Source organism: Streptococcus mitis (assembly GCF_009496285.1).
In the GTDB taxonomy this organism is placed as follows: Bacteria; Bacillota; Bacilli; order Lactobacillales; family Streptococcaceae; genus Streptococcus; species Streptococcus mitis_BP.
In genome coordinates this window covers 57,727-79,965 of the sequence record NZ_WIJK01000002.1, presented here as the reverse complement: position 1 = coordinate 79,965, position 22,239 = coordinate 57,727, and the positions used below count along the sequence as shown (strand labels likewise).

The 22,239-nt window shown below is 41.1% G+C and carries 17 protein-coding genes; 6 read left to right on the top strand and 11 right to left on the bottom strand.

The window, feature by feature from the left end; genetic code table 11:
* Positions 1-54 precede the first annotated feature (54 nt).
* The 4 genes from GEZ89_RS01060 to GEZ89_RS01045 are packed head-to-tail and all read left to right on the top strand — an operon-like array spanning position 55 to position 2,927.
* On the top strand, positions 55-381 hold the full coding sequence (locus tag GEZ89_RS01060) for a PadR family transcriptional regulator (RefSeq protein ID WP_153224674.1): 327 nt from the start codon (positions 55-57) through the stop codon (positions 379-381).
* Positions 368-961, top strand: a complete 594-nt coding sequence (locus GEZ89_RS01055) for a DUF1700 domain-containing protein (protein ID WP_153224673.1) — start codon at positions 368-370, stop codon at positions 959-961. The genes GEZ89_RS01060 and GEZ89_RS01055 overlap by 14 nt, the downstream gene beginning before the upstream one ends.
* The gene (locus tag GEZ89_RS01050) at positions 954-1,901 is read left to right on the top strand and encodes a DUF4097 family beta strand repeat-containing protein (protein ID WP_153224672.1); all 948 of its coding nucleotides are present in this window, start codon (positions 954-956) and stop codon (positions 1,899-1,901) included. Before GEZ89_RS01055 ends, GEZ89_RS01050 begins: the two co-directional genes overlap by 8 nt.
* Positions 1,902-1,931: 30 nt before the next feature.
* Positions 1,932-2,927, top strand: coding sequence for a DUF6574 domain-containing protein (locus tag GEZ89_RS01045; RefSeq protein WP_153224671.1), 996 nt, complete (start codon positions 1,932-1,934; stop codon positions 2,925-2,927).
* 157 nt (positions 2,928-3,084) lie between these two features.
* Here the strand turns inward: GEZ89_RS01045 and GEZ89_RS01040 are convergent, their stop codons facing one another.
* From GEZ89_RS01040 to GEZ89_RS00990, 11 genes are all read right to left on the bottom strand, one after another.
* Positions 3,085-3,942 (bottom strand): DUF4299 family protein, encoded by an 858-nt coding sequence (locus GEZ89_RS01040; protein ID WP_153224670.1) that lies wholly within the window; start codon positions 3,940-3,942, stop codon positions 3,085-3,087.
* Positions 3,943-4,063: 121 nt separating this feature from the next.
* Positions 4,064-5,050: a rhodanese-related sulfurtransferase gene (locus GEZ89_RS01035; protein WP_153224669.1), complete on the bottom strand. Its 987-nt coding sequence runs from the start codon at positions 5,048-5,050 to the stop codon at positions 4,064-4,066.
* Positions 5,051-5,182: 132 nt separating this feature from the next.
* Positions 5,183-5,872 carry a CPBP family intramembrane glutamic endopeptidase gene (locus GEZ89_RS01030; RefSeq protein ID WP_153224668.1) on the bottom strand — a complete coding sequence of 230 codons (690 nt, stop codon included), beginning with the start codon at positions 5,870-5,872 and terminating at the stop codon, positions 5,183-5,185.
* A 157-nt stretch (positions 5,873-6,029) separates the two neighbouring features.
* On the bottom strand, positions 6,030-7,514 hold the full coding sequence (locus GEZ89_RS01025) for an ABC transporter substrate-binding protein (protein ID WP_153224667.1): 1,485 nt from the start codon (positions 7,512-7,514) through the stop codon (positions 6,030-6,032).
* A 109-nt stretch (positions 7,515-7,623) separates the two neighbouring features.
* Positions 7,624-8,544, bottom strand: coding sequence for a carbohydrate ABC transporter permease (locus tag GEZ89_RS01020; protein ID WP_006149055.1), 921 nt, complete (start codon positions 8,542-8,544; stop codon positions 7,624-7,626).
* Between the two features lie 13 nt (positions 8,545-8,557).
* A complete protein-coding gene (locus tag GEZ89_RS01015; RefSeq protein WP_001032156.1) occupies positions 8,558-9,487 on the bottom strand; it encodes an ABC transporter permease in 930 nt (309 codons plus the stop codon).
* A 216-nt stretch (positions 9,488-9,703) separates the two neighbouring features.
* The gene (locus tag GEZ89_RS01010; RefSeq protein WP_153224666.1) at positions 9,704-10,819 is read right to left on the bottom strand and encodes a DUF4767 domain-containing protein; all 1,116 of its coding nucleotides are present in this window, start codon (positions 10,817-10,819) and stop codon (positions 9,704-9,706) included.
* A 219-nt stretch (positions 10,820-11,038) separates the two neighbouring features.
* On the bottom strand, positions 11,039-12,919 hold the full coding sequence (locus GEZ89_RS01005) for a beta-N-acetylhexosaminidase (protein WP_153224665.1): 1,881 nt from the start codon (positions 12,917-12,919) through the stop codon (positions 11,039-11,041).
* A complete protein-coding gene (locus GEZ89_RS01000; protein ID WP_322741463.1) occupies positions 12,913-13,782 on the bottom strand; it encodes an ROK family protein in 870 nt (289 codons plus the stop codon). Before GEZ89_RS01000 ends, GEZ89_RS01005 begins: the two co-directional genes overlap by 7 nt.
* 83 nt (positions 13,783-13,865) lie before the next feature.
* Complete coding sequence (locus GEZ89_RS00995) at positions 13,866-16,511, bottom strand: alpha-mannosidase (RefSeq protein WP_153224663.1); 2,646 nt, start codon at positions 16,509-16,511, stop codon at positions 13,866-13,868.
* A gap of 241 nt (positions 16,512-16,752) precedes the next feature.
* Positions 16,753-18,033, bottom strand: coding sequence for a glycoside hydrolase family 125 protein (locus GEZ89_RS00990; RefSeq protein ID WP_153224662.1), 1,281 nt, complete (start codon positions 18,031-18,033; stop codon positions 16,753-16,755).
* Between the two features lie 172 nt (positions 18,034-18,205).
* Between GEZ89_RS00990 and GEZ89_RS00985 the strand changes: the two genes are divergently transcribed.
* Entirely contained in the window at positions 18,206-20,290 is a 2,085-nt protein-coding gene (locus tag GEZ89_RS00985) for a GH92 family glycosyl hydrolase (protein WP_153224661.1), read from the top strand.
* Between the two features lie 426 nt (positions 20,291-20,716).
* Positions 20,717-22,165 carry an APC family permease gene (locus tag GEZ89_RS00980; protein ID WP_153224660.1) on the top strand — a complete coding sequence of 483 codons (1,449 nt, stop codon included), beginning with the start codon at positions 20,717-20,719 and terminating at the stop codon, positions 22,163-22,165.
* Positions 22,166-22,239: the final 74 nt, after the last annotated feature.

Genomic DNA, 22,239 nt, shown 5'->3' with positions numbered 1-22,239 from the left:
ATGTGTAGAATAATTATATATAAAATTTTTACATACTAAAAAAGGAGGTGCCCCATGTATTTTCCAACATCAGCGGCTTTGATTGAATTTCTCATCTTGGCCATCCTAGAACAAGGGGATTCCTATGGTTATGAGATTAGCCAAACCATTAAACTCATTGCCAAAATCAAGGAATCCACCCTCTACCCCATCTTGAAAAAACTGGATACCAACCGCTATCTGACTACATACTCTCGCGAATACCAAGGTCGGATGCGGAAGTACTACTCCTTGACAGACATTGGAGAGGAGCAACTATTTGTACTCAGAGAAGAGTGGACACTCTACACTGACACCATCAATGGCATCATAGAAGGGAGCATTCGCCATGACAAGAACTGAATATTTGAATCAGCTTGAAGCCTATCTGATGAAGCTGCCTCAATCTGATCGCATCGAAGCCATGGACTACTTCAAAGAACTTTTTGATGATGCTGGTCCAGAAGGTGAGGAAGACCTAATAGCTAGCCTAGGAAGTCCAAAAGAAGCTGCCCATGATATCCTGACTACACTTCTTGATAAGAAAATCAACGAAGAAAATTCCAGTAAGAACGACCGCCATATTTTACGCATCGCTCTTCTAGCCCTCCTTGCAGCTCCTATCGGAATTCCAGTCGGAATTGCTCTTCTCATGGCTATCATCGGGATTTTTATCGCTGCTGTCAGCGTACTTATAGCCTTCTTTGCTGTATCAGTAGCTGGACTAATCCTAGGAGGCGTTCTCCTATTTGAAAGCTTCTACGTTCTGGCTGAATCGACATCTGCTTTTATTCTGATTTTTGGTGGAGGTTTACTGGCAATCGGAGCTTCGTCCCTAGTTTTGCTAGCAACTTCCTATGTAACACGTTTCTTTGGATTACTAGTCCTTCGACTTATCCAATGGATTCTTAATAGAGGAAAGAGAGGTGAAAGACATGCGTAAATGGACAAAAGGATTTCTTATCTTTGGTGTTGTTACTAGTATCATTGGTTTTTCAATGATTATCATTGGCATCCAAACAGACGGAGTCAGAAGCCTCCTTGCAATGTCTCAAAATCCAGTATTTGAAAGTCGAATGGAAGAGCTCGTTTTTGACCAAGATATTGAAAATCTAAACATTTCACTAAAAGAACATTCGCTCGTCATTACGGAGTCAAACGATGATAAGATCCACCTCCAGTATCATCCAACCATCTCTGAAAAAGAAAATCTTCAACACTCTATCAAAGAGAAAAGTCTTGAAATAACTGACACCAAGTCAACTACACGTCGCTCTATAGGTTCTAGTATCGAGGGTATTCTCTATATCGCAAGCGGAATTTCTAGTCGCAATGATGAAGTTGTTCTCTCATTACCAAGAGGAAAAGACTTAAAAAATCTAACTGCCCAGGTAAACCATCGTATCCTTTCAATTGCTAATGCAAAACTCAGCAATGCCAAGATTCTGTCAAATGGATATCTCCTTCGTATCACTGATAGCGAGATTAAAAATAGCCAACTGATCACAACTGGAATTGTCAATGTATTTGAAACCAGTCTAACAGATAGCCGCATCCAAGCAGACCATGAACATATCTCTGCTGAGGATATTCAAGTACATGGTAAGGTAGAGCTAGAGTCAAAAAAAGATATGATCATCAAGCTAGCTAAAAAAGAACTTGAGAGAATTAATGTAGAACTTTCTTCTGACCATGGTTCCATCTATCATCGTAGTCGGGAAGGATATAATCCAAACGAGGAAAACAAGGAAGATGAAGAGTTCTCTAATCCTTACAAATCAGAGAAAAAAGATACACAAGATTTACTTGTCGCAAAAGCTGGTCAAGACATCAATCTACCAAAAGAGGATGTTCGCTCGCCTTCTTATAGACATCATGAATAAAAAGTTACTAATCAAAAAGGAGGTCCCATCATGACTCAAGAATGGTTCGAAAGTGCTGATTTCGAGAAAACAGCCAACAATGAGAAAAAAGAAAGTCCATCTGATCCAGTCATTCCCGAGGAAGAACTAAAAGAAAAAGAAGAGTTGCCAGTAGTTGAGGAAAACCCTCAAGAAAAGCCAGAAGAACAGGATGCTGATCTAGAAAAAATAGAGGCTGAAGAAGAACAGGATGCTGGTCTAGAAAAAGTAGAGGCTGAAGAAGAACTGGCAACAAAAACAGAGAAGTCAGAAGAACCTGTTAAAGAAGTTTCTCAGATCAGCAAACCTTTAATCAGCAAATCTTTGGAAAGCCCATTTTTACCAGACCCTACACCTACAAAAACTGCAATCTTCAAAGAAGAATTGGCTGATTTTTGGACTTGGCTACTAGGTGCTCTGAAAGAGCCGACAGCTCGTTTTGATACAGATAAAAAACATAGTTATAATGCCTTTGCACTCCTAACTATCTTTTCTACTACGAGTTTCCTCTTTACTGTTTACCATGCCAAACATAGCTACTACGGCCGTATGGTAAGTATCGATGCTCACTTCGTGGAACAATTCCCATCTCTCAATCTCTTTTCTATCTTCTCTATCTTAGTAGCGACAAGCCTCTTCTTCTTTTCAATCCTCATGGGTGGATTCGTAGTCAAACGTTTTGTCGATCAGGACAGCGATTGGACACTGGAAAGAGCCTTTCAAGAGTATGGCAGGCTCTTCGCCCTTCCTATCCTACTGACAGGCGTCTCTAGCTTCTTTGCCTTCTTTAACGGCCTACGCTTTGCGGCTCTTCTCTGTCTCATTAGTATTGGTATGGTTCTACTTGGCAACCTCTACATCATCTCAAGACCGAGTAAGGATAGTAAAACTGATCCTTTCTACCGTCTTCTCTTCGCAGTCCTCGTCAACGGAAGCGTCCTATTTCTCTTTTTCCTAGCAGAAATGGCACTGGTTTTTGATTATCTCCGAATTCTAGCTTTTATGTAAGATAAAGGTAGCGAGATAGAAAGATATTAGCTTTAGAGGATCATTACTATAAAATTTTAGAAACAAAAAAGCGAACTAGACAGAATTCTGATAATCAGAAAACTAATCTTGTTCGCTTTTTAACTTTATAGAAACTTTTGTTTCACAGATTCCTTATTTATCTATTTGCTAAGACTTCAAAATCCTCTCCTGAAACTGGTCCTACCTCTATTTGGTTAGCGTCCAAATCCTGACAAAGTTCCTTTGGAAGAGCTTCTAAGAAGGCTTGATAATCCAGTCTAGCTACTGCTTCATAGTCTTCTGGTTTTGAGCCATCTCCAGAGATTTTCACCAAGTCAATCTCCCAAACAAGCTCCTTGCCAACCAATTGCTCCACGTAAGGAGCTGGAATCACCGGCTCTTTTGGTAAAATGGTTTTTACTCCCTGAGCCAGGTGGTAGATACCATGAACCTTACCTTCACCATCTGGATAGAATTTAGCGCTGGAAGGATAGGCATCTGACCCTTGAACTCTCTTAACTAGCTCTTCAAAACGTGTCAAGCCATCTTCTTCTAAGAAACTTTCCAAATCTTTCTTATCAAAGTAGACAGGTGATAGAATACCCTGGCAGAAACCTAAACGAGCAGCTTTATCAGCTAGATAATTCTTAACAGTTTCTTGGAAATAGTTTTCCAAATCAAAGTCTGCCAAGCCTTCAACTGCTTCACCAACCTTGCTAGACAAAGCTCGTAAGAGTCCTTCTACAATCTCCCAGTCAGCTCTTGTAATCAAGTCAGGAATGATTACTTGATAGCCTTCTTGAGTATCTAGATATCGAACTTTAAAGAGAAATTGAGACTTGCCTACGATTCCACACTCGATATATTCAAGGCGATTGAGAGGTTGACGGAGGTAAACAGCATCATAACTATGGGACTCTAAGCCTTCTATCAAACCTAAAATTGATTTAGCTGTAAGAATCTCCTGTTGTCCTAAAATACTTTGTTTATTTGGAATAAAAAATATTTTAACCATAATGGTCTCCTTTGAAATCGTTTACATATAGTATACACCATTTTCCTGAAAGATGCAGAAACAAATTTAAGATTTTTTGGTCAAAAGCATAGAAAAACAGCCCGTCAGGACTGTCCTACTTTTATACAACTTCAGAATGATCTAGGTTCTCACCAATCGCTGCTAAACGCTCGATGACTTGATCTTGTGTTAATTCATGGTCCAAAACATATCGATTACGTGGGTGAACACGGCACTCGTGCGAGCAGCCACGGAGATATTTATCTTCGTTGTCTTCTGATGCCAAGATACGACGGTTACAGAATGGATTTCCACAGTTGACATAACGTTCACACGGTGTTCCATCAAACCAATCTTTCCCTACAATGGTTGGATTGACATGGTTGACATCGACTGCAATACGTTCATCAAATACGTACATTTTCCCATCCCAAAGTTCTCCTTGAATCTCTGGATCTTTACCATAAGTCGCAATTCCGCCGTGCAATTGACCGACATCTTTGTAGCCTTCACGGACCATCCAACCTGAGAATTTTTCACAGCGGACTCCACCAGTACAGTAAACTACGACACGTTTGTCCATGAATTTTTCCTTGTTATCACGAACCCATTGTGGCAACTCGCGGAAATTGCGGATGTCTGGGCGGATAGCACCACGGAAATGACCTAGGTCATACTCGTAATCGTTACGAGTATCAAGGACAACTGTATCTTCGTCTAGAAGAGCTTCTTTGAATTCTTTTGGAGACAAGTAAGCACCTGTTGTTTCAAGTGGGTCGATGTCGTTGTCAAAGTTATCATCCTCTAAGCCAAGGTGGACAATCTCTTTCTTGTAGCGAACAAACATCTTCTTGAAGGCTTGCTCACTTTCCTCGTCAATCTTGAACCAGAGGTCTTCCATACCTGGAAGGCTATGAACATAGTCCATGTATTTTTGGGTTGTTTCGTAGTCACCAGAAACAGTTCCGTTAATCCCTTCGTCAGCGACTAGGATACGACCTTTGAGGCCGATTGATTTACAGAAAGCCAAGTGGTCTGCCGCAAATTGTTCTGCGTTTTCAATTGGGACATATTTATAGTAAAGTAAAACTCGAATATCTTTTGACATAAGATTGATTCTCTTTTCTAAGATTAAATTATCAGAATTTTTTATTCAACTATACCAGTATACTCTCCCAAGAAAGCGAATGCAATTTATTTGACCGAAAATTGAAAAACAAGACCATTTTCAGATCTTGTTTCAGCTAAATATTCGGTGAAGAAAGGTTAACAAAAATGGTAAGGTTGCTACGATATTATTGATAACATGAACGATATAACCGGGATAGATACTCTTGGTATAGCGAGTTAGACCCGCATAAAGGATTCCAAACGTCGCAAAAACAAGAATATCTAGTACACTGGGAAAACTTGTAAAGTGAGGAAGAGCAAATAAAACCGAAGGAAGAATCAGGTCAAGCCCAAATTTCGAATCTTTAAAGAAGGCATGTTGGAGCAATCCTCTATAAATCAACTCTTCCATCAGAGGCCCTAGAAAAAATAAGGACAGGTAGAGTCCCAACTCGGCAAAATTTGTCTCACTATAACCGATTAACACAGCCCAACCTTCATAGGTAGACTGAACATGTCTAGCCGTTTGGAAATTAAACGTTATATGAAGCACAGCTACGAGAATTGTCAGCACTGTAAACCACAGCCATTTTTTCTTAGGAATAACAAAAAGATATCCATGACCTGTCTTGACTAATATCCATACCATCAGTCCGATGAAGACTAGACTGACAAGATTTCGAATCCAGAAAAAATTGCCAATTTGAGAAGAAAATTGCCAGTAGTTTTGGATTATAAGTGTTAGCTGAGAAAGTCCATATACGAAAAATAAGTAGGATAAGATTGCACTAGTTTTGAAAATAAGATGGTATTTTTTCATATACTTATTACCAACGATGCTTGTAAGGCAAATGCCTAGGTTCAAAATGCATATAATTATATGTATTTACTCTAAAAAGAATCACCACCTCGTCTGGAAAAACCAGACAAGGCAGTGATCGCTCTTTTTAGGAATGAATACACGAAATCAATCTATCTTAAGATTTTTTGTTTTTCAAGAATTCGTCGTATTGTTTTTGCATTTCATCCAATACTTTTTGGTAAGCACCTTCAGATTTAAGTTTTTCCATCAATTCTGGAATAGCTTTTTCTGGGTCTACAGTACCAGTGTTGATAGCTGTATCGAATTGTTGCATAGTGTTAGTGATAGCTGAGATTTCAGATTTCACGTTGTCAGTGTTAAAGATGAATCCAAGCGCTGGAGATTCTTTTGCAGTTTCCAAGTCTTTCTTAGATTGTGCGATTTGCTCATCTGTAACGTTTTCATTGATGTAAAGAATCCAGTTGTTACCAGTGTTCCATCCTGACATGTGAGTGTTTCCTTTGTATCCATCAAGGACTTTAACACGGTTTTCTTTACCTGCAACTTTTTCCCAGTTCTTGCCTTCTGGTCCATAAACAAGTCCGTTCAAGAGTTCTGGGTTAGTGTTCAAGAGGTTCAACACTTCCATTGCTTTTTCTTTGTTCTTAGAGTTGTTTGAAATTACAAAGTTTGCAACTTGAGTTGTTTGGTTTTTCTTGATGAAGTTAGTAAATGGTTTGATTTGGATGTCTCTGTTAGCAACACGAGAAAGCAAGCTGCTACCGTAGTCAGCTGGTCCTACTGTCTCTTCGCGAACAAACCAAGTATCTTGAGTAAGGTCATATGAAGTATCGCTAGTTGCTACGTCTTTTGGAATGTATCCTGCTTCATAGAATTTGTGAAGAGTCTTCAAGTGTTCTACGAAACGAGGAACTTCGTAACGGTTAACGATCTTAGTAGTATCGCCTTCAAGGTCGATGACGAATGGAAGTCCGTTTGCAACTGGGTAGTCAAAGTTTTCTGATGGGATAAAGTTTTTACCAACAGCGAATGGCATTACATCTGGAGCTTTTTCTTTGATTTGTTTCAATACTGGTTCAAGTGTTTCGTATGAAGTTACACCTGAGATATCAATTCCATATTTTTCAAGAAGTGGGCCGTTGAAAGCAAAGTTTTGTGAAGATGCAACATTGGCTGCAACTGGAACAGAATAAATCTTACCGTTTACAGTGTTACCTTTGATGTAAGCTGGGTCAAGCGCTTTATAAAGATCAGCCCCTTCTTTCTTGTACAATTCTGTCAAGTCAGCATAAGCACCTTTTTGAGCGTTTACTACGTAGTTATCTGCAAATGCGATATCATAGTTTTCACCTGATGAAGTGATAACTGACATTTTCTTACCGTAGTCACCCCAACCAAGATATTGGATATCCAATTTAGCACCAACTTTTTCTCCGATGATTTTGTTTGCATTTTCTAGCAATTCATCCAAGTTATCTGGTTTGTCACCGATTTGGTACATTTTGATAACAGTTTTGTCACCTGATGCTGAGTCAGCAGCTTTTTGGTTGTTTCCTTTAAGGTTTCCACAAGCTGCAAGGCTAGCAGCTAAAGCGACAAGGCTAGCAGATGCAAAAGCATATTTTTTCCAGTTTTTCATTATAAAAACTCCTTTTTTTATTTTTAAAGTTATTAACAAATTGAGATTGTTGATTTTCCTTTGCCAGAAAAATCAGCGTTAGAGAAGAAACATTGTTTCTTAGACTTCCTTATTCTTTAACACCACCGATAGTCAAACCTTTTACAAAGTAGCGTTGGAAGAATGGGTAGAGGATCGCAATCGGAACAGTCGCAACTACAACCATGGCCATACGACCTGTTTCTTTTGGTAGGGCAACCGCAAGTTGTCCTGACATACCAACTGACTTGGCAATGTAATCCATGTTGTTTTGGATTTGCATGAGCAAATATTGCAATGGATACAAGTTATCACTCTTGATGTAAAGAAGGGCGTTAAACCAGTCATTCCAGAACCCAAGCGCTGTCAATAGGGTAATAGTTGCGATACCTGGTAGTGAGAGCGGTAAACAGATTTGGAAGAAGATACGAGCTTCACTAGCTCCATCGATACGAGCTGATTCGAGGATTGCTTCTGGGATGGTCTTCTTGAAGAAGGAACGCATCAACATGATATTGAATGGTGATAGAAGCATCGGAACAATCAAGGCCCAAATGGTATCACCAAGGTGAAGCAACTGAGTTACCACGATATAACCTGGTACCAAACCAGCATTGAACAACATACTAAGCAAAGCGAAGATTGTAAAGAATTTACGATACTTAAATGTTGAACGTGAGATGGCATAGGCGTAAGTTGTAGTGATAAAGACGTTTGTCAATGTACCTACAACTGTCACAAACACTGAGATAAAGAGTGCTTGTAAAATCTTATCTTTGAACTGAGCCAAAAACTCAAAACCATCTAATCCAAACTGTGATGGGAAGAAGCTATATCCATATTGAACGATACTCTTCTCATCTGTAACTGAGATAATGATGACAAAGATGAAAGGCAAGATACAAGAGAAGGCCAGCAAACCAGAAATGATACTAAAGAAGATATCTGCTTTCTTGCTGAAGGAGTGTATGCCAACATTATCAATTTTTTCTTTTTGAATTTTTTTTGCCATATGCTCCTCCTTTCTAGAATAGTGCTGAGTTAGGATCAACACGTCTTGCAAGTAAGTTTGATAGGATAACCAGAATCAAACCGACGACTGACTGATAGAGACCAGCTGCTGAAGCCATACCGATGTCTGCTGTCTGTGTCAAACCATTAAAGACATAGACGTCCAATACGTTTGTTACGCTATAGAGCTGACCAGCGTTGTGAGGGATTTGATAGAAGAGACCGAAGTCTGCACGGAAGATGTTTCCGACTGCAAGGATGGTCAATACTGTCACAAGTGGTGTCAACTGAGGGATGGTTACGTTGCGAATACGTTGCCATTTGCTAGCACCGTCCACTGTCGCTGCTTCGTAATAAGTTGGGTCAATACCCATGATTGTAGCGTAGTACATCACACTACTGTATCCGAAGCCTTTCCAGATACCTAGGAAAAGGAGGAGGTAAGGCCAGATACTGATGTCTGCGTAGAAGTTAATCCCTTTCATTCCGAGAGCTTCTAAGGTGTGATTGATAAGCCCTTTATCGATATTTAGGAAAGCATCTGTAAAGAAACTGATGATAACCCAAGATAGGAAGTACGGGAATAACATAGAAGTTTGGTAGATTTTAACCATTTGCTTAGAGCGAAGTTCACTAAGGATAATGGCAATCCCAACCGATACAATCAAACCAATAAAGATGAATCCAAGGTTGTAAAGGACAGTGTTTCGAGTGATGACAAAGGCATCTTTTGAACTAAATAAGAATCTGAAGTTATCTAGTCCAACCCATTTACTATTTATAATACTGTGGACGAATCCTTCACCAGTCATATGGTAGTCTTTGAAGGCAACCACATTTCCAAATACTGGGATGTAGAAGAATAAGATCAACCAAAGTGTCCCTGGTAAAACCATTAAGAGAAATATCCAATTATCTCTCAAAGTTTTTGAAAACTTGTTCATAATTTCCTCCCTTTTTATTTTTCTAAAACTTAATAATCTCACAATTTTTAGATTTGATAACGTTTACAAAAATAGTATACTCTTATTTTAAGGATAGTTTAAACTACTAATTATAGAAAAAACTCCACAAATTATTTTATGTGGAGAACTTTTTTTATAATAAGAAGTGTGTTTCACGAGAAACGTCTTGCTTGCAAGAGGAGTTGCCCATCTCTACTAATTGAAAACTCCTTCCAATATCGGTTGGTGAAAACTAGCAAAATGAACCTGGGCATTTATAATGGTACCTGCTTCGTTTTTCTCAATCTCCGGTTGCCCCTCAGTATGTAAAATAGTAGGGCGACCATCTTTGTATCCAAATAGAATCACCTCTGTCCCTGCTTCATTCAGATAGCAGGCTAAGATTTCAAACCGTTTTTCACCAACACCAGCAATATAGTCGAGCCATTTAAAAGTATAATTCTCTCCATCCACTTGCCCAAATTGCATAATCTGATCTGGGACTGCAAGCCCATAATAACGACCATATGTTGCTAGGTTAGTCGACTTAAATTTTTCACCTTTACTATCTGAATAGGATTCCATGGCTATTTTTATCTTGTCTGTTAGAGCACTATAGTCTGTATCTGGCTCATCATCTGTAGATACGCCCGTTTTTAAGAGAAATTCCTTAAAACCTTGCGCTAAATCTGTGTTTTCAGTCTCTTCAAAATTCGCAGCACTGATAGTTTCTAGTGTCTTATCAGCATACAAAACCTGCGCTTGCCCATCCTTGAGTGTAAATAGGTAGAAATGTCTGGCTTGATCGTCATAGTAGGCATCCAAAACCAAGTAATCATAGGCGTTGTCACTGGATACCCCGAAAATATTCCATCTGACTTTTTTCTGAGAAACAGTTGTTATTTTTAATTTTTCAATGAGTTCATTTTTTTCATCAAAGTTTCTATGATCTAGTCTATGATAGGACTGCCCCATAGAAGAAGCCCAGCTTACAAACTCTTCCTGCCACTTTTCGGTATTGTACTGGACCAGCTTCTGAAAATCTGAGTAATTCTTCATAATCAAGGCTTGGTCAGTAGGATGAGATAACTGGAGTTCTTCCATGGCTACAAGAGTAGCAGCCATAGGTGATTGAACAGTTGCGTCCTTGACTTCTTTTTCGTGCGAAAGAGCCTTCTGATAGGAATCTGCTAGGTAGTGAAAATAGTTGGTTACTTCTTTTGCTTGTTGTTCCCTCGCTGTTGATGGACTAGTTGCGCTATCTTCTGTCGTCTTTTGACAAGCAGATAAAACTAGCATACTCGCACCTAGGACTAGTAGTAGCTTTTTCATGGCCAGACCTCCAAACTATCCTTATACTCAATGAAAATCAAAGAGCAAACTAGGAAGCGAGCCGCAGGCTGTACTTGAGTACGGCAAGGCGAAGCTGACGTGGTTTGAATTTGATTTTAGAAGAGTATTATACCTTCATTATACTCCTTCCCAACCTCCAAATCAAAAAACATCTCCATTTATTTAAAAGGAGATGTTTAGCTATCTGTTATAAATTTCCTATGTTGTATAAATAGTCGAAGCTGTCGCAATAGTATGCCACTGGTTGGCTGTTGTGGCTGCGAAGTCCTTGTCTGCGTAGAAGTCCGTAAATGGTAAGATTTCCACTTCTAGCTCATCGATACGGTCCAGCTGATCTACCAGATAAGCCTCGATGCGACTTTCTGCTCGCTTGATGCGTTGCAAGAGTCCGCCCATGCGGATATCGACCGTATCCAAGCCAAAGACCTTGTTTTCTTTCAGCCATTGGTGGCTAAAGAGGGTATGGAAGTGTTCGATTTGTCTTCTGAGTTCTGGTAATTCTTGTCTTGCGATTTCTTGCAGACTTTCCTTATCATCCGCTTGATAGGCTTGACGAATACGTCGTCCCACATCGACTTTACTACTTAAAATGGCATTCAACTGGGCCTGAGTTTCAAAGAGATAAGCATAGTTTCCCGCTTTTTCTTTGATTTTAGCAAGAATCTCGGCTGCCTGAACGAAGTGCGGTTTGTCCTGTTCAGGTGTCATGTGCTGGTCAAGAATTGGACAGAGAACATCCTGATAAAAGACATAGCGGTTAGGGTTGATGCCACTGAGATTGCCTGGTAAATCTGGCAAGAGGTTGGCTAGGTCGATCTGCATGAAATCCTCAACGGATAGACCTGTATTGGTCTTGAAGTGAGCAGACAAACTGTCTAGGTCATTGCGGTAGCTGAGTTCTGCCCAGATTTGCAAGCTTGGTAGGATAGAAAACTGGGCTGTTTCCCCACCATTGTCCCCCCAACCCGTCACGATGACTTCTTTGATATCATTGGCACGACAGGCTTTATTGGCTTCAAGAGCGATGAGACGGCTGAAATGGTTGTTGGGTGTAAAACCAATCCACTTCCAAGCACCACCTGCAAAGGTAAGGTCATGACTAATCTTGTGATGGTTGCGGAAATTGCGGTTGTATTTTTCCTCGCTATCCTGATAATAGTCCCAGTAAACCAAGGTTACACGATCTTTAAGACGGTCTAGGTAGACACGCGTTTCCTCTGGAATTTCCACATCACGGTCGTACTGACCATCCGCTGACATAAGTTTGAAGAACATATCGCTCCACATCTGACAGTGGAAACCATACTTGTCAGCAATATCCAGCACGCGCTCCAAGTGTTGGCACATGAGGAGACTACGGTCCACAACACCGTTGAGAATCAGGTAGCGTCCCAAACCAACCAAGTGGGCTTCGTCCATCCCGATATTGACCTTGCGTGTTTGCAGTTTAGACAAAGTCGCAAACATGCCGTCAATTAAGTCGTAAACTTTTTCTTCGCCGATAAGGAGAATGTCCTCTACATCACGAAGTTGCTGGACTTCTTTGACACCCCATTTGACGAAGGCTGACAAGTGGGCCAAGGTCTGAATGCAAGGCACAAAGGTCATGTCAAACTGTTGGGCATAGGCTTCGATTTCCTGCAATTCCTCAGCTGAGTAGGCTCCACGGAAATAGCCAAAGTAAGGTTGTCCTTCAATCTGGTAGGTGTCCTCCATATAGAGCTCAAAGGTTGAGTAGCCCATGAGAGCTAAGACCTCAATCATCTGTTTGGCTGATGCAACATTTAGCACTGCATTTCGCGAACAGTCCGCCATATAGGCTAAATCTTCATAAGCCGCCTGTTCCTCAATCTCTACCTTATCCCCTTCTACCAAAGCTGTTGCTAGGACAGACAAGGCGCGGTAGAGTTGATGAGGTTTACGATAGGTCAGTTGATACTGCTCATTCTCACCCTTGATAGAGATGGAGGCTTGATCAGACTGAACGACTGCCACCTCTACATCTGGTAGAGAAATGTGATTTTTTAATGCTTCAACAGCTTGGGCTTGTTTGGGACTAAGTCCTGTAAATCTTACCATTGGTTTTCCTCCTGTAACCAGTTGACAAGGGCACCGTAGAGATTGGCATCTGCCTGATAGGTGCAGGCTTGGATGACTGGTGCAATTGTATACTCTTCATATCTTTCCACAAAGACGTCTACCGCTTTTTGCACCCCTTTGATAAAATCTGGGTTCTGACTGATAGAGCCACCTAGGCTAATGACATCTGGGTCGATTAGATACTGGATATTGAGTAATCCTTGAGCTAGATTACGATTCATACGCTCAATGGCTTCTTGGCAAAGGGCATTACCTGCTGCAGCCTCTTGATAAACCTTACGGCCATCCCAGTCTGACTGACCTGATTTTTCAATGACATAGCGAACCATGTTTCCTGTAGAAGCTAGTTGTGACCAGTTATTGAGTTTTTCTGCTGGTTCGATAGTTGTCATGTAACCAAACTCTCCACCCAAGCCATGGCGACCACGGTGAATTTTGCCATTGATAATCATAGCCCCGCCAATCCCTGTGCCAATGACAACACAGGCTGCATTTTCAATTTCAGGATGAGCTAGCAGTTCACTAAGTCCAACACAGTTGGCATCATTTTCTAGATGGACAGGTAGCTGGTGATGAGCAAGGGCCTCATACCATGAAAAACCATGGATGTAAGGAATGGCACTGATCCCCTCGATCACTCCTGTTTCTTGATTGACCGCTCCTGGAACACTTATAGCAATCCCACGATAGTCCTGTTCTGACAAGCGTTGGTCCAACCAAGCCAATAAATCTTCTAGAGTTTCTGGAGTTGGGGTGCTGGTCTTATCTAAAATATTTCCATCAGGAGTTAGACTAGCAAACTTAATGCCAGTCCCTCCGATATCAATCGTTGCAATGGTCACTGCTTTCACCTGCAAAAGGAGCGAATCAGCAGTTGGTTCTTACTTTTTCGCTCCTCCTTTCTGTTTATGTTTACTTTTTGAAATTAAATTTCTTCTTTTTTGATCAATTCTGTACGAATTTCTTGTGGTGCCAATAATCCTGAATGAACTGGATATGGTCGTTCCAACAAATCAAGAATCGTTTGTTGTTTTTCAGACACGCGAACATTTTCTTGACTCATGTTGTAGTAACGAAGGACATAACCTTCTTCATTCTCAGCCACCTTAAAGGCTGTTGGGCATACTTGTGGCAAGTTCAGCGCCGGATGGTTAAAGAGGCTACCCGTTGCTGCAACGCTACCCTCTTGTTTTGCAACTTGAAGAGCTGTAAATGGCACCTGGAAGGCTTTGGCACGACGGAAAGCGGAGAAGCGTTCCCCTGCTTGGTGACATTCTACTGCAAATTCAACTTCGATATCACGCAAGCACTGAGCTTCTGGCGTTGGGAAATAGCCCCAGTCACCGAGTTCGCCTGAAGCACGAAGAAGGGTTACAGCCATGGTGTCATCTCCAAGAATTTCATACTCGTGCAATCCTTTATTAGATACTGTCACTCCTTTGACATCATCATACAAGCTAACAAAGGCTTGTTGGTGTTGTGGATTTTCAGGATTTTCCCAAGAAGCTGCTGGTTTATTTGGTCTTGTCACAACTTCATAGATGCTTTCAGAATCATTGCTTGGACGAGTGTTATGAGTTTTCACCAAGAGACGGATGCGGTGATCCTTGGCAGTATTGGTAAAACGAGTTTTAAAGCGAATCTGTGGATTATCCACAAATACGGTCATCTCCGTTTCAAGAGGAATGGTTGTCAACTCTTCTGAACGACCTGCATCTCGTTTCATGAACTCGATAATGCCTCTTTGTTCAGCATCCAATTTTTCATCTGCGCTAACTGGAACAGTCAAGTCATGTTTGAGCAAGATTTTGGCATAGCGAGCATTGTTTTCTAAGACTTCATAACCTTTCAGTTGAGCATAAATTGGCTCAGTTCCTTTCGGCTGGAAGTAAATGTACTCGTTACCAATATCTCCACGGTCCTCGAATTGGATGAAATCTTCGTAGGCTTCATTCGTAGTCTTGTCGTAAACTGTAATTCCTTCATCTACACTCACTGTTACGAATGGGGTATCAATGACTCCATTTTGATAAATACCATCTCGGTATTCTACTTGGCCTTCAACTAATTGGAAGCTTGCCCAAGAAAGCGGAGCAAGGTGGACCGGGATTGTCACGCGCACTTGACGAGCAATATAGGGTTGGCGGAACTTGTCTTTTGGTAAAGTATAACCAAAACTTGCTCCCAAGTCTTCAATCTTAGCTTCAATGACATGACCATCCAAATCTTCAACATGGTAGGTTGGTAAGGTCACGGCTGCCATCTTCTTGTAACCTTCAGTCGGATGCAATTCTTTGAAATCACAAGTAGCCACATCCACTACAACACTAACTGTATCAACCTTGTCATGTAAAGCTGTGTTGACAACGGTAAAGAGGTAGTCGCTTTGCGCATTTTGAGTAGCTAATTTACCCTTCCATTCGTTAAGAAGATTGGTCTTAACAAAATTCCCGACTTGATTAACCTTGGCAAAACGAACTTCCATTTCACGGTGAACTTCGTCAATACTACATCCACAGATGCTATCGTGTGGCGCATTTTGCAAGAGCACTTTCCATGCATAGGTCAATTGATCCTTATGGTTATGACCGCCAGTGATGATGGTCAACGGTTCCACAACCTGCTCTAACAAGTTGCTATTTTCTTGAAAGGCTTGTTTGAGGTAAATACGGGATGAAGAGGTGTTAGCAAGAGTATACCAACCATCCGTTTCCTGACTAGTCAACTCACCTGTAACCGTTGATAGGTGTTCAGGAAGTGCACTTTCCACTGCTTGCACATATTCGTCAAAAGAACTGTGAATAAAGGTCACGTCAGGGAAGAGTTCGTTTGCCACACGAATCGCTTCGCTAATATTTCTCTGTACAGGCTGGTGGTCACAGCCGTTCATCATCAACCATTGGTTGGTCGATGCATAGTCACGGACATCTGCTAATTTTTGCTTCCAGAAAGTCAAAGCCTCGTCTTTATCCACTGGAATTTCATTCCCGTTACTGTACCAGTTAGCAAAAAGAATGCCGAGTACACGGCTACCATCAGCTCCCTGCCAGTACATCTCAGAAAATTGAGAGGTAAACTGTTCATCTTCAAGGACTTGATTGTCAAATCCGATTGGCTTCACACCACGTCCAAAGGCTGCGACGTGAATACCTGATTTTTGAAGGATTTGAGGAGCCTGCCCCATATTTCCAAAGGTGTCTGGGAAGTAACCAATTTGAGTAGATTTGCCCCATTTAGCACATTCCGCTTGTCCAATCAAGGTATTGCGGACGTTAGCTTCACTGGAAATCAAGTAATCATCCTGCAAGATATAAAAAGGACCAATCTTGAGCTTGCCTTCGTCGATATAACGCTGCACCTTGTCACGGTTTTCAGGACGAATTTCTAAATAGTCATCGAGGACGATGGTTTGTCCATCCAAGTGGAAGCTCTTGAATTCAGGGTCATTTTCAAAAAGATCAAACAGATTGTCAAAAAGTTCCACCAATTGCATACGGTGACTTTCAAAAGGTAGATACCACTCACGATCCCAGTGGCTGTGAGAGATGATATGTACAACAACATTTTCCATGAGTAAAACCTCATTCTAACTTAAATTTTTAATGTTTTAAATATAAACTTGTAATTCTAACAAGAATCAGTGAAGCTAAAGCGTGCTCCTTATACTCAATGAAAATCAAAGAGCAAACTAGGAAGCTAGCTGCAGGTTGCTCAAAGCACTGCTTTGAGGTTGTAGATAGAACTGACGAAGTCAGTAACATATATACGGCAAGGCGAAGCTGACGTGGTTTAAATTTGATTTTCGAAGAGTATTAGCGAATATCCAAGTAATCCAAGACTAATTCGCAGAACATCATGTTGGCCCATGAGAACCATTCGCGTGAGTAGAGTGTCGGATCGTCTACGTGGAAGCTTTCGTGCATCACACCTGTTCCACCATCACAGGCAACCAACTGATCTAGCAAGAATTTCTTCTCTGCCTTATCCGTTGTTGTCAATCCTTGGATAGAAAGGGCAATCGGCCAGATATAGCGGTAGAAGGTATGAGAACTTCCAAGTCCACTTGCGTACTCTCCTTGGTAGAAGTATGGATTTTCAGGGCTCAGAATAGTGCGACGAGTGGCTTGATACACTTCATCATTGACATCACAATAACCAAGATATGGAACAGCTAACAAACTTGGCACGTTAGGATCGTCCATGATACTAGCATTTCCTAAACCATCTACCTCAAAGGCATAAATCTTTTCACCCTTGCTGTTAGTGGTGTAGGCGTAGTTTTCGATCCCTTCTTGAATCTCAGTTTGGAGGCGTTTGGCATCTGCAATGATTCTCTCACTATCGGCTAGATTCAATTCTGCAAAGATTTCTTGCACATAGCCCAAGACAACTACTGCAAACATATTTGACGGGATTAAGTAGCTATACTGACAACAGTCGTCACTTGGACGAAAGGCTGACCAAGTCATCCCAGTCACGGCAAAGTCTGGCCCAAAACCGTCATTTACCAAGGTATCTTCCTTACGATCAGTATCACGGACGAAGCGATAAGGCGAGTTCTTATGATCTTGTTCCACCGTCCAAAGATGAAGGATTTCCTTGGTCGCTGTGACAAAGGTTTCATCAAATTGGCTAGTCTCACCAGTTTCTTTCCAGAGAAGATAAGCCAACTGCAAAGGGTAGCAAAGCGAATCCACTTCATACTTACGCTCCCAAATCCAGCCATTCAAGTCTGTATGGTCTGTCTCGTGGTGGCCTTTCCAGTTCTCCTCAATATTGAAAGAGTTGGCATAGGGATCTTTGAGAATCAAAGTCATCTGACGTTTGACCAGACCTGCAATGGTCTGACGCAAGAGAGGATCTCTTTTTGCCACATGAAGGTAAGGTCTCAGCTGAGCAGTCGAGTCCCGAAGCCACATAGCTGGGATATCTCCAGTCAGTACAAAAGTTGAGCCGTCTTCTAAGATCTCAACTGTATTGTCCAAGGTGTCTGTATAGCAACGTTCAAAGACATCAACCCACTCAGGATGATCTTTAGCACGCTCCGCTACCTCATCTAGCCACTCTCTGACAATTTCTTTTGAATAAACCATAAACTATTTTGCCTCTTTCAAACAAATTTTCATTTTCAGTATATAGCTTTTAGTCCAGAAAATATATACACAAATGTTAGTCATTATTCTACAAAATTGTTATATTTTGAAGTCATTTTCTAAAAGTATCCTTTTTCTGATATAATGTAGAAAACTACTGAAGGAAACCACTATGAAACCGATACTTGAAACCATTGATACGCGTTTTGGAACAGCCAGTAAACATGCATTTTCACGAGGAAACACCCTACCCTACACAGGTGTTCCTTTTGGCATGAATTACTTTGTCCCCCAAACCAGTGATCAAGAAGGATCATGGTTTTTTGATCCTCACCTTCCTATCTTTCAGGGTATTCGACTAACCCATCAGCCTAGTCCTTGGATTGGCGATTATTCTTGGTTGCTACTGACACCTGTTACAGGAGAAATCAGAGGTGACTCTCTCTTCCATCGTCAGTCTTCTTATAATCTTGAACGTGCTATTTTCAATCCTCATTTTCTAAAGATTTTTTCTGAGCGTTATCAGATTGAAACGCAGCTAAGTCCTACTTGCCATGGAGCTTCTATTCAACTAAGACAAACACAAGGAAAAGCCCTCTCCCTCTATCTTCACGCAGCAGATGAACTGACAGTTGAACAAGTCGATAAGCGAACTCTGGCCCTGAGACAAGAAGGTGAAACCGAAACTAATAAAAGTCCTCTCGTCATGTACACTGCCCTCACATTCTCTACGGATATTCTATCTATCAATCAAGAGGGGCAAGACTGGCGTATTGATTTGGCTGGAGCGGAAGCTCAGATTCAATTGGCCACTTCATTTATTTCCAAAGAACAAGCTTTCTTTAATCTTCCTAAACAGGATTTTACAGAAACAAGAGCAGACGCCAAAAAAAGTTGGGAAGATCTTCTAGGCCGATTTGATGTCGTGGAAACCGGCTCTGTAGACCGAACATTTTTTGATCATTGTCTATACAGACTCTTTCTCTTCCCGCAAACCTTTTATGAGGTGAGTGAACAGGGAGAAGAGATTCATATAGACCTCGCTTCAGGAACAATTAAACCAGGTCTTCTCTTTACCAACAATGGTTTTTGGGATACCTTCCGCACGTCATTCCCACTCTTTGCCTTGATTATTCCAGAGCACTATCGTCAGTTTCTCGAAGGCTTCCTCAATAGCTACCGTGACACCGGATACCTCCCTAAGTGGCTGGCTCCTGACGAAAGAGGGATGATGCCTGGCACCTTGATTGATGGCCTTATTGCAGATAGTGCTTGTAAAGACATGGCACCTGAACTTGAGGAGGAATTTCTCAAAGCCATGCTTGAAACTGCGACTAAGGCTGATCCAAAAGCTATCAACGGACGTCATGGCCTTTCTCAATACCAAGAACTCGGCTACTTATCAACAGATTATCATGAAAGTGTCAGTCACACACTAGACTATGCCTATAGTGATTTTTGTATCTCTACTTGCGCAGCAAAATTAGGTCAAAAAGAGCTGGCACAAACCTATGCTCACTATTCTAAAAACTATCAGAACCTCTTTGACTCTGAGACAGGTTATATGAGGGCGCGTGATGTAGATGGCAACTTCCGTCCTGACTTTTCTCCTTATAGTTGGGGCCGTGACTACGCTGAATGCTCAGCCATCCAAGCCAGTCTCGGCGTCTTACACGATATTTCTGGACTTAGTCAACTCATGGGTGGAAAAGAAGCCTTTAGCAACTATCTCTTAAAAGCTTGTCAAAGTATCCCACTCTTTGAAACGACGGGTTATGGATATGAAATTCACGAGATGAGCGAAATGGCAACAGCGCCATTTGGTCAACTAGCCATTTCAAACCAACCAAGTTTCCACATCCCTTATCTGTTCCGCTACAGTAATTATCCCCAATATACCAGTCTCTTAATTAAGACTCTCCGTCAAAAAGCCTTCCGAGCTGGCTGGGATGCTTATCCAGGAGATGAGGATAACGGTAGTTTATCGGCTTGGTATGTCTGGTCTGCCCTTGGACTTTACCCGACCTGCCCAGGAAAAGCAAGCTATGATCTTGGGATTCCGCTCTTTGATCACCTTCGTGTCTATCTTGCAGAAAAAAACCAGTGGTTGGATATTCGTACGCAACAAAATCATGAACACTTCCACTTTGTACAAGACTGCCATCTTGACGGAAAAGAAGTTCAGAGTATTGGTCACCAGGATTTGCTAAACGCCCAATCTCTCGACTTTACCCTCAGCTGGTTACCAAATCACTAATAAGCCAAATCTCTTTGTCATGTACAAAGGGATTTTCTGATTTATACCAAATCCTCCACAAAGTTATCCACAGATTGTGTATAACTTTCAATCAACTTTCAAATTAATTTCATATACTTCCAAACGATTTCTCTCAACCATTTTTTTGACATCCTAAAGTAAAAACACCCTCAATATCCTGTTCTATCAGTCTTTATAACCGACTAGCTTAGTACCCAACTCATACATTCTATCTCTTTTTTCTAAACTAACATTTGGAAAACAATTTTTTATTTCACAAAGTTATCCACAGATTGTGTATAACTTTTACTCAAGTACAAACTCCAGCTGATAAATTCCCCCTACATTTTTTATAGGAAATTTCGGATTTTGTTAGGCGCTTTCAAAAAAACATGATATACTGAAATTAATAGAAAAGGAGACATTATGAAAAAAGATCAACACCAACTTAATTGGCTGATGGTTTCTCTGATTGCCTTCAACATGGTTTGGGGGCTAGGAAACGTCGTCAACAACTATTCTCAACAGGGAATTTCAGTCGTCGTATCTTGGGTTCTAATCCTCGCACTCTACTTTATCCCCTATTCCCTCATCGTTGGACAATTAGGTTCTACCTTTAAGGAGAGCGGAAGCGGTGTTAGTGACTGGGTTGAAAAAACATCAACCAAACGTCTCGCCTACTTTGCTGCTTGGACCTACTGGGTTGTGCATATCCCTTATCTCGCACAAAAACCTCAAGGAATTCTAATTCCGCTTGGTTGGGCCTTGCAAGGTAACGGACAATTCCTTAAACAAATCGACATCCACTGGATCGTTATTCTCTGCTTGCTAATCTTTGGACTTTTCCTCTACCTTTCTACAAAGGGATTGGCAACTCTAAAAGTCATTGGTAGCTTGGCAGGAAGTGCTATGTTGATTATGTCTTTACTCTTTGTGCTTTTGGCTGTCGGTCTGCCTTTCATTAAACCAGACATCCAATTTGCGACACCGCACATGGATCAACTGAGCACCTACATTCCAAACTTTGATTTTTCTTATTTTACAACGATTTCACTACTAGTCTTTGCAGTTGGTGGTTGTGAAAAAATTTCTCCTTATGTTAATCAAACTCGCAACCCTGCAAAAGAATTTCCAAAAGGTATGATTGTCATGGCCATCATGGTGGGGCTCTCTGCTATCCTCGGATCAGTTGCCATGGGAATGCTATTTGATGGCAATAACATCCCTGAAGACCTCATGCGTAATGGTGCTTATCAAGCCTTCCAAATGTTAGGAAATTCTTGGGGAGTTGGAAACCTCTTTGTCGTGATCTACGCTCTTACAAACATGGTCGGACAAATCGCTGCGCTTGCCTTCTCTATTGACGCACCATTGCAAATCCTTCTCAATAACGCTGATGAAGACTACATCCCAAGCTGGCTTCGCAAACGTACTGAAAAAGGTGTCCTCATTAACGGCTACCTCCTTACAGGCGTCCTTGTCAGTCTCATCATTATCCTCCCAATTTTTGGTATTCAGGAAATTGACGGACTTGTAAAATGGATGACAAACCTCAATTCGATCGTAATGCCAATGCGTTATCTCTGGGTATTCCTTGCCTATATGATGCTCAACCGTGCTTGGAAAACATACAAAAATGCCGAATACAAGTTTGTGAACAATCCTAAGCTTGGCTTTATTATCGGTACTTGGTGCTTCCTCTTTACTGCCTTTGCTTGTATCCTAGGTATGGTTCCAAAAATTAACTACGCTGAGAATCCAACTGCTTGGCAATTCTCGCTTCTTACAAACATCTTGACCCCAATTATTCTGATTGGATTAGGTGTGATTCTACCAGTACTTGCCAAAAAAGAACAAAAGAAACAAATCAAGTAAGTCTACTACTAGTTAGATAAAATCGCTTTTATCTTTTCTTGCAAAATTTTCTCAGCAAAAATCCCCTTTGAACA

Excerpts from the sequence above, each read along its gene's own strand:
- GEZ89_RS01060 (WP_153224674.1), top strand. The coding sequence starts at position 55 with ATGTATTTTCCAACATCAGCGGCTTTGATTGAATTTCTCATCTTGGCC.
- GEZ89_RS01055 (WP_153224673.1), top strand. The coding sequence starts at position 368 with ATGACAAGAACTGAATATTTGAATCAGCTTGAAGCCTATCTGATGAAG.
- GEZ89_RS01050 (WP_153224672.1), top strand. The coding sequence starts at position 954 with ATGCGTAAATGGACAAAAGGATTTCTTATCTTTGGTGTTGTTACTAGT.
- GEZ89_RS01045 (WP_153224671.1), top strand. The coding sequence starts at position 1,932 with ATGACTCAAGAATGGTTCGAAAGTGCTGATTTCGAGAAAACAGCCAAC.
- GEZ89_RS01040 (WP_153224670.1), bottom strand. The coding sequence starts at position 3,942 with ATGGTTAAAATATTTTTTATTCCAAATAAACAAAGTATTTTAGGACAA.
- GEZ89_RS01035 (WP_153224669.1), bottom strand. The coding sequence starts at position 5,050 with ATGTCAAAAGATATTCGAGTTTTACTTTACTATAAATATGTCCCAATT.
- GEZ89_RS01030 (WP_153224668.1), bottom strand. The coding sequence starts at position 5,872 with ATGAAAAAATACCATCTTATTTTCAAAACTAGTGCAATCTTATCCTAC.
- GEZ89_RS01025 (WP_153224667.1), bottom strand. The coding sequence starts at position 7,514 with ATGAAAAACTGGAAAAAATATGCTTTTGCATCTGCTAGCCTTGTCGCT.
- GEZ89_RS01020 (WP_006149055.1), bottom strand. The coding sequence starts at position 8,544 with ATGGCAAAAAAAATTCAAAAAGAAAAAATTGATAATGTTGGCATACAC.
- GEZ89_RS01015 (WP_001032156.1), bottom strand. The coding sequence starts at position 9,487 with ATGAACAAGTTTTCAAAAACTTTGAGAGATAATTGGATATTTCTCTTA.
- GEZ89_RS01010 (WP_153224666.1), bottom strand. The coding sequence starts at position 10,819 with ATGAAAAAGCTACTACTAGTCCTAGGTGCGAGTATGCTAGTTTTATCT.
- GEZ89_RS01005 (WP_153224665.1), bottom strand. The coding sequence starts at position 12,919 with ATGGTAAGATTTACAGGACTTAGTCCCAAACAAGCCCAAGCTGTTGAA.
- GEZ89_RS00995 (WP_153224663.1), bottom strand. The coding sequence starts at position 16,511 with ATGGAAAATGTTGTTGTACATATCATCTCTCACAGCCACTGGGATCGT.
- GEZ89_RS00990 (WP_153224662.1), bottom strand. The coding sequence starts at position 18,033 with ATGGTTTATTCAAAAGAAATTGTCAGAGAGTGGCTAGATGAGGTAGCG.
- GEZ89_RS00985 (WP_153224661.1), top strand. The coding sequence starts at position 18,206 with ATGAAACCGATACTTGAAACCATTGATACGCGTTTTGGAACAGCCAGT.
- GEZ89_RS00980 (WP_153224660.1), top strand. The coding sequence starts at position 20,717 with ATGAAAAAAGATCAACACCAACTTAATTGGCTGATGGTTTCTCTGATT.